The 6,000-nt window shown below is 73.0% G+C and carries 6 protein-coding genes; 5 read left to right on the plus strand and 1 reads right to left on the minus strand.

Annotated features, from left to right (window positions below; all coding sequences use genetic code 11):
* Positions 1-36: 36 nt before the first annotated feature.
* Entirely contained in the window at positions 37-738 is a 702-nt protein-coding gene (locus VGD85_RS07980; protein ID WP_331062921.1) for a response regulator transcription factor, read from the minus strand.
* A gap of 100 nt (positions 739-838) precedes the next feature.
* Between VGD85_RS07980 and VGD85_RS07985 the strand changes: the two genes are divergently transcribed.
* From VGD85_RS07985 to VGD85_RS08005, 5 genes are all read left to right on the plus strand, one after another.
* Positions 839-2,026: a GAF domain-containing SpoIIE family protein phosphatase gene (locus VGD85_RS07985; protein WP_331062922.1), complete on the plus strand. Its 1,188-nt coding sequence runs from the start codon at positions 839-841 to the stop codon at positions 2,024-2,026.
* A 73-nt stretch (positions 2,027-2,099) separates the two neighbouring features.
* Positions 2,100-4,112, plus strand: coding sequence for a glycosyltransferase family 2 protein (locus VGD85_RS07990; RefSeq protein ID WP_331062923.1), 2,013 nt, complete (start codon positions 2,100-2,102; stop codon positions 4,110-4,112).
* Positions 4,109-4,444 (plus strand): STAS domain-containing protein, encoded by a 336-nt coding sequence (locus tag VGD85_RS07995; RefSeq protein ID WP_331062924.1) that lies wholly within the window; start codon positions 4,109-4,111, stop codon positions 4,442-4,444. Before VGD85_RS07990 ends, VGD85_RS07995 begins: the two co-directional genes overlap by 4 nt.
* Positions 4,437-4,892, plus strand: coding sequence for an ATP-binding protein (locus VGD85_RS08000; protein WP_331062925.1), 456 nt, complete (start codon positions 4,437-4,439; stop codon positions 4,890-4,892). Before VGD85_RS07995 ends, VGD85_RS08000 begins: the two co-directional genes overlap by 8 nt.
* Positions 4,871-6,000, plus strand: a 1,130-nt coding sequence (locus tag VGD85_RS08005) for a hypothetical protein (protein WP_331062926.1), incomplete at its 3' end; no start/stop codon positions are given. The genes VGD85_RS08000 and VGD85_RS08005, both read left to right, overlap by 22 nt.

A 6,000-nucleotide genomic window follows, 5' to 3' on the forward strand; every position in this document is an offset into this window, starting at 1 on the left:
TCGCTCCGGGCAAACCGGAGCTGCGCGTGGGGTGCGTTACTGCGGCGTGAGGACGTACGCCGTGCCCGCCACGGTGCGGATCCGGTCGGTTCCGGATCCGGCCTTGCGCAGCTTGCGGTGCAGGCTCGCGACGTGGACGTCGATGAGGAAGTCGGACTCGATGAAGTCGCCACCCCAGACAGCCGCGACGAGCACCGAGCGGTCCTGGGGCTCGCCCGGCTCCCGCGCCAGGGCCGCGAGGAGGTCCACCTCGGTCGGCGTCAGCGGCACCGGCTCGCCGTCGAGCATCGCGACCTGGCGCACCGGCACCAACACCAGTCCGCCGCCGGCCTGCACCACCTCGTCGGCCTCGCTGCCGCCCCGGGTCGCCATCCGCGGCCGCCGCAGGAGCGCGGAGACGCGGGCGGAGAGCTCCTTGGGCGAGAAGGGCTTGGCGAGGTAGTCGTCGGCCCCCAGGTCGAGGGCCAGCAGCCGGTCCACCTCGTCGGTGCGGCTGGTGATCATCATGACGTAGGCGTCGCTGAACTGGCGCACCTGCCGGCACACCTCGGTGCCGAGCAGGTCGGGCAGCTGTACGTCCAGCGTCACCAGGTCGGGCTGGAGGTCGCGGACCAGCCGCACCCCGTCCTCGCCGGTCTCGGCTCCCGAGGTCTCCAGCCCCGCACCACGCAGCACGTGCTCGACGAGATCGCGCAGGTCCTCGTCGTCCTCGACCACGACCGCTCGCCGTCCCGACATCGGGCTCCCTTCCCAGCTCCGCCCCCTCCCGCGGCTCTTACCCCGACCGGGGCGCGTCCACACGCGCATCGCCGGGGCTCCGGCGGGGTAACACGCGGTCATGGGACACGACGTGGCCGATGCCGCCGAGCGGCGCCGACAGCGCGCGGTCGAGAGCCTGAGCCTCACCGGCCGCCGCGAGGAGCGCTTCGACCGGATCGCCCGCGTCGCCCGGAAGGTCTTCGACGTCGACTGGTCCTCGATCACCGTCCTCGACGGCGAGCAGGCCTGGTTCCCGGCCGCCGTCGGCTTCGAGGGCACGCGGATGGCCCGGCAGCAGACGTTCTGCGACCGCACGACCCAGGTGGGCGACGTGGTCCTGGTGCCCGACGCGACCCAGGACGAGCGGTTCCGCGACCTGCCGGCGGTCGTCGACCGGGGCATCCGCTCCTACGCCGGCGTACCGCTGCGCGACCCGGCGGACAACATCGTCGCCGTGTTCTGCATCTACGACCGGACCGTTCGCACCTTCGACGAGGAGGAGGTCCAGACGCTGGAGGACCTGGCGGCCTGGGCCCAGCAGGAGCTGGTGTCCTCCACCGAGATGCTGCGGGCTGGCCAGGTGCAGGCCTCGATGCTGCCGTCACGCCCCGTCCTCGTCGACGGCTGGGAGGTCAACGGCGCGTGCGTCCCGGCCCTGGCCGTCGGCGGCGACCACTTCGACTACGCCGTGCGCAACGGCATCGCGCACCTCGGGTTGGGCGACGTCATGGGCAAGGGCACGGGTGCGGCGCTCCTCGGTGCCGGGATCCGCGCCGCCGTGCGCGGGACCCACGACGCGGTCGTCTCCGGGGTGGACCTCGGCGTCACGGTCACCCAGGTCGCCCGGAGGATGGGTCCGGACCTGGCGCGCGCGGAGTCCTTCGTGACGCTCTTCGAGGCGGCCGTCGACCTCGACGACGGGTACCTCCGCTACGTCGACGCCGGCATGGGGCTGTGCGTGGTGGTGCGCGCCGACGGCGCGGTCGAGCAGCTCCGGAGCGACGACCTGCCGATCGGCGTGCTCCCCGACGACCACTGGAGCGAGCAGAGCACGACCCTGGCGCCCGGCGACCGCCTCCTGCTGTTCAGCGACGGCCTGCTCGACCTCATCGACGACCCGGACCACTGGTGGGAGCCCGTCGGCGCACTCGTCGCGGCCCACGACGACACCACGAGCCTGCTGGCGGCGATCGTCAGGCTCGCCCTCGACCAGGTGCAGCTCGACGACGTCACCGCCGTCGCCGTGTTCCGGAGCCCCGATGCGTGACCCGAGGCGTGACCCGAGGCGTGACCCGGCGACGGCCGGGCATGGAACCGGTCGCTGAGGGTAAGAGTCCACGGTGGACACGGGGCAGCAGGAGCGGGCCGCGGCCCGTCGGCTGCTGCTCATCCGGATCGTGGTGCTGCTGACCGCCCTCCTCGGGGTCAACTACGTCGCCTGGCGGTGGCTGTTCTCGGTCAACTGGGACGCCTGGTGGATCGCGGTCCCGCTCGTGGTCGCCGAGACCTACAGCCTCGTCGACTCGCTGCTGTTCGGCCTGGCCATGTGGCGGCTCAAGGAGCGCGGCGAGCCTCCCGCGCCCCCGCCCGGGCTGACCGTCGACGTCCTGATCGCGACGTACAACGAGCCGATCGACCTGGTCATGCGCACCGCCCGCGCCGCACTCGCGATCGACTACCCGCACCGCACCTGGGTGCTCGACGACGGCAACCGCCCCGAGATGCGTGCCGCCGCCGAGGCGGAGGGCATCGGCTGGATCACCCGGTCCGAGGACTGGGCCGGCATGCCCCGGCACGCCAAGGCCGGCAACCTCAACAACGCGCTGCTGGTCACCGAGGGCGAGTTCCTGCTGATCCTGGACGCCGACCAGGTGCCGCTGCCCTCGATCCTCGACCGCACCCTGGGCTACTTCGACGACCCGCGGATGGCGCTCGTGCAGACGCCGCAGTGGTTCGTCAACGTCCCCGACGACGACCCGCTCGGCAGCCAGGCCCCGCTGTTCTACGGTCCGATCCAGCAGGGCAAGGACGGGTGGAACGCCGCGTTCTTCTGCGGCTCCAACGCGGTCATCCGGCGCGAGGCCCTGATGCAGCTCGGGGTCTCCCGCTACGCCGACGAGGTCCAGGCCGGGGTGCAGCGCGCGCTGCGGACCGCCCGGTCGGTGCTCCGGCAGGCGCGCCGCGGCCTGGGTCCCGACGAGGACGGCGTACGCCGAGCGCTCGACTCGATCGAGCACGACATCGGCCGCGCCCGGCGCGAGCTCGCGCGCGGCGAGGCGCTGATGGACGTGACGTACCGGTTCCAGCAGCGGGTCGCCGAGATCCGGCGCCGGCTGGTCGAGGCCGACCTCACCGCCGTGCAGAGCGACCTGGCGGCGATCGCCGAGCTCGAGCGCAGCACCGACGAGGCCGACGACGGCCTGGCCGGGGTCGACCTCAGCGCGCTCGACCAGCTCTCCGCCCGGGACTGGTCGCCGCTGGGTGCGGTCGAGACCGTGCAGGCGCTCGTCGACGCCGTGGACGTCGACCTGGGCTCGGAGGCCCAGCCGATCATGCCGATGGCGACGATCTCGGTGACCGAGGACATGGCCACCTGCATGCGACTGCACGGGCTCGGCTGGCGCACGGCGTACCACGACGAGGTGCTGGCCCACGGCCTCGCGCCCGAGGACCTGGCCACGATGCTCACCCAGCGGCTGCGGTGGGCGCAGGGCACGGTCCAGGTGATGTTCCGGGAGAACCCGCTGCTGCAGCGGCGGCTGCGGTGGGGGCAGCGGCTCATGTACTTCGCGACCATGTGGAGCTACCTGTCCGGGTTCGCCGCGCTGGTCTACCTGGCGGCACCGATCGTCTACCTGACGATCGGGGTGCTGCCGGTTCAGGCGCTCAGCACCGAGTTCTTCGTCCGGCTGGTGCCGTTCCTGGTCGTCAACCAGCTGCTGTTCTTCGTGGTCGCCGCAGGCCGGCCGACCTGGCGCGGCCAGCAGTACTCGCTCGCGCTGTTCCCGGTCTGGATCAAGTCGTTCACCTCGGCGTTCGGGAACGTCTTCTTGGGCCGCTCCCTGGACTTCGCCGTCACCCCGAAGACCCGCCAGGAGTCCGACGGACCCGCGTGGCACCTGGTGCGGCCCCAGCTGTGGGCGATCGCGGCGCTCGTCGCGGCCGCCCTGGTCGGCGTGGTCCGCATCGGCACCGGCCAGGCCCACCCGGCCGGCACGATCTTCAACCTGCTGTGGGTCGGCTTCGACCTCGCGATCTTCTCCGTGATCCTCAAGGCGGCCCGCTACCGCGGGTTCGACCCCACGGCCACCCCCGCACCCATCCCCGACCGAGCGCGCAGAGGAGCAGCATGATCGAGTTCGCTGTCGACACCACCCCCGAAGGAGTGGGCGTGGTGACCCCCAAGGGCCGGCTCAACATGTCCTCCGCCCGCGGGCTCAAGGACATCCTGGACGGTCTGGTCGCCGAGGGGACCTCGCGCATCGTCGTCGATCTGGGCGAGACGACGTTCCTGGACTCCTCCGGCCTCGGGGCGCTCATCGCCGGCCTCAAGTCGGCCCGGCAGGCCGGCGGCGACCTGCGGGTGGCCCGGCCGACCGAGGCCGTGACCACGGTGTTCAAGCTGACCAACCTCGATCGCGTGCTGCGGCCGCGCGACAGCGTCGAGGGGGCCTTCGATGCCTGATCCGACGCCCCGCGAACCCTCCGACGACGAGGGCCGCGTCGAGCTCTCCGCGCCCGCGACCCCCGAGATGATGCAGATGGTCCACGCGGTGCTCGAGCAGCTCTGGAGCAACCACGAGGACGTCGCGATGGCCGATCGGATCCGGTTCGAGACCGCGGTGATCGAGATCCTCGGCAACATCGTCGAGCACGCCTACCGCCTCGAGCCAGGTGAGTCCGAGCGCCGCTTCGACGTCTCGCTGAGCGCCACGGAGGCGGCCCTGGTCGCCTCCTTCGGCGACGACGGGATGCCGGTGTCGATCGACCTCAGCGACGTGACGATGCCCGACGAGGACGCGGAGTCGGGGCGCGGCCTGGCGCTGGCCATGGCCGCGGTCGACGAGCTGTCCTACGACCGGGCCTCGGGCCGGAACCATTGGCGCCTCACGTGCGTCCGGCAGCCCGGCTGATCGTCCTCGGCCTGCTCCTCGCGCTGGCCGCGGCGGGGCCGCCCGCGGCCGCGGAGGACGCCGGACCGGCGAGCGGCGGCTGTGACCGCGCGTGGTTCGGGCCGGCCCTCGACATCGAGACCGACACCCCGTCGGCGTACGCCGGGCGGCTCGGGGCGACCCCGTCGCTCTACACGTTCCCCGTCGACTACCCGCTGACCGCGGAGGGCGTCGCCCAGCTGCGCGTGTTCGCCGCGGACGCCGCGACCCAGGGGGCCGTGCTGGTCGTGCAGGTCGAGCCGACGGTCCCGCTCGGCCGCCTCACCGTCGACGACGCGGACGAGCTGGCGGCGGTGCTCGCGGACCTGCACGACCGTCTCGACACGCAGGTCCTGGTGCGGTTCGCCCCGGAGATGAACGGGTCCTGGCGCACCTGGGGCCAGCAGCCGGACTCCTTCCGGAGCGCGTTCCGACGGGTCGCGCGGGTTGTGCACGCCTCGGCGACGCCGGCGGCCATGGTGTGGTCTCCGGTCTACGGCTCGGGCTACCCGTTCGGGCGCGCGCAGGGGACCGACAGCGAGATCGATCTCTCACGGTCGCGGGAGACCGCGCCGCTCGACACCGACGGCGACGGCCGGCTCGGCCCGGGCGACGACCCGTACGGCCCCTACTACCCCGGCGACGACGCCGTGGACTGGGTCGGGCTGTTCCTCTACCGCTTCGGGCAGTCCCAGGGGGTGCGTCGCAACCTGCTCCCGCCGCCGGACGAGGTCGCCCGACGGCTCGCCGACCGGTGGGGCTACCCCGGCGCGGGACCGGGCGCGTTCTACGACCGGTTCGCCGAGGGGCACGCCAAGCCGCTGCTGCTCGAGACCGCCGCGCTCTACAACCCGGCCGTCGGCGGCGCCCGGGAGCTCGCGCTCAAGCAGCGGTGGTGGACCGAGGTGCTCGACGCACTGCCGGGCCACCCGTGGATCTGCGCGATCTCGTGGCTCGAGCTCGACCGCCTGGAGCCGGAGGTGGCCGACCAGCCGGTGGCCTGGCAGGCCGCGCGCACGCCGGCGCTCGCGGCCGCCCTGCTCGCCGACCTGAGGTCGGGCCGGGTCGCCCTGGGGCCGGTCACCGCGGT

It is taken from the genome of Nocardioides sp., assembly GCF_036401255.1.
Lineage (GTDB): Bacteria > Actinomycetota > Actinomycetes > Propionibacteriales > Nocardioidaceae > Nocardioides.

Bases quoted from the DNA above. Each gene is read 5' to 3' on its own strand.
- VGD85_RS08000 (WP_331062925.1), top strand. From the start codon at position 4,437: ATGCCTGATCCGACGCCCCGCGAACCCTCCGACGACGAGGGCCGCGTC.
- VGD85_RS07985 (WP_331062922.1), top strand. From the start codon at position 839: ATGGGACACGACGTGGCCGATGCCGCCGAGCGGCGCCGACAGCGCGCG.
- VGD85_RS07980 (WP_331062921.1), bottom strand. From the start codon at position 738: ATGTCGGGACGGCGAGCGGTCGTGGTCGAGGACGACGAGGACCTGCGC.
- VGD85_RS07995 (WP_331062924.1), top strand. From the start codon at position 4,109: ATGATCGAGTTCGCTGTCGACACCACCCCCGAAGGAGTGGGCGTGGTG.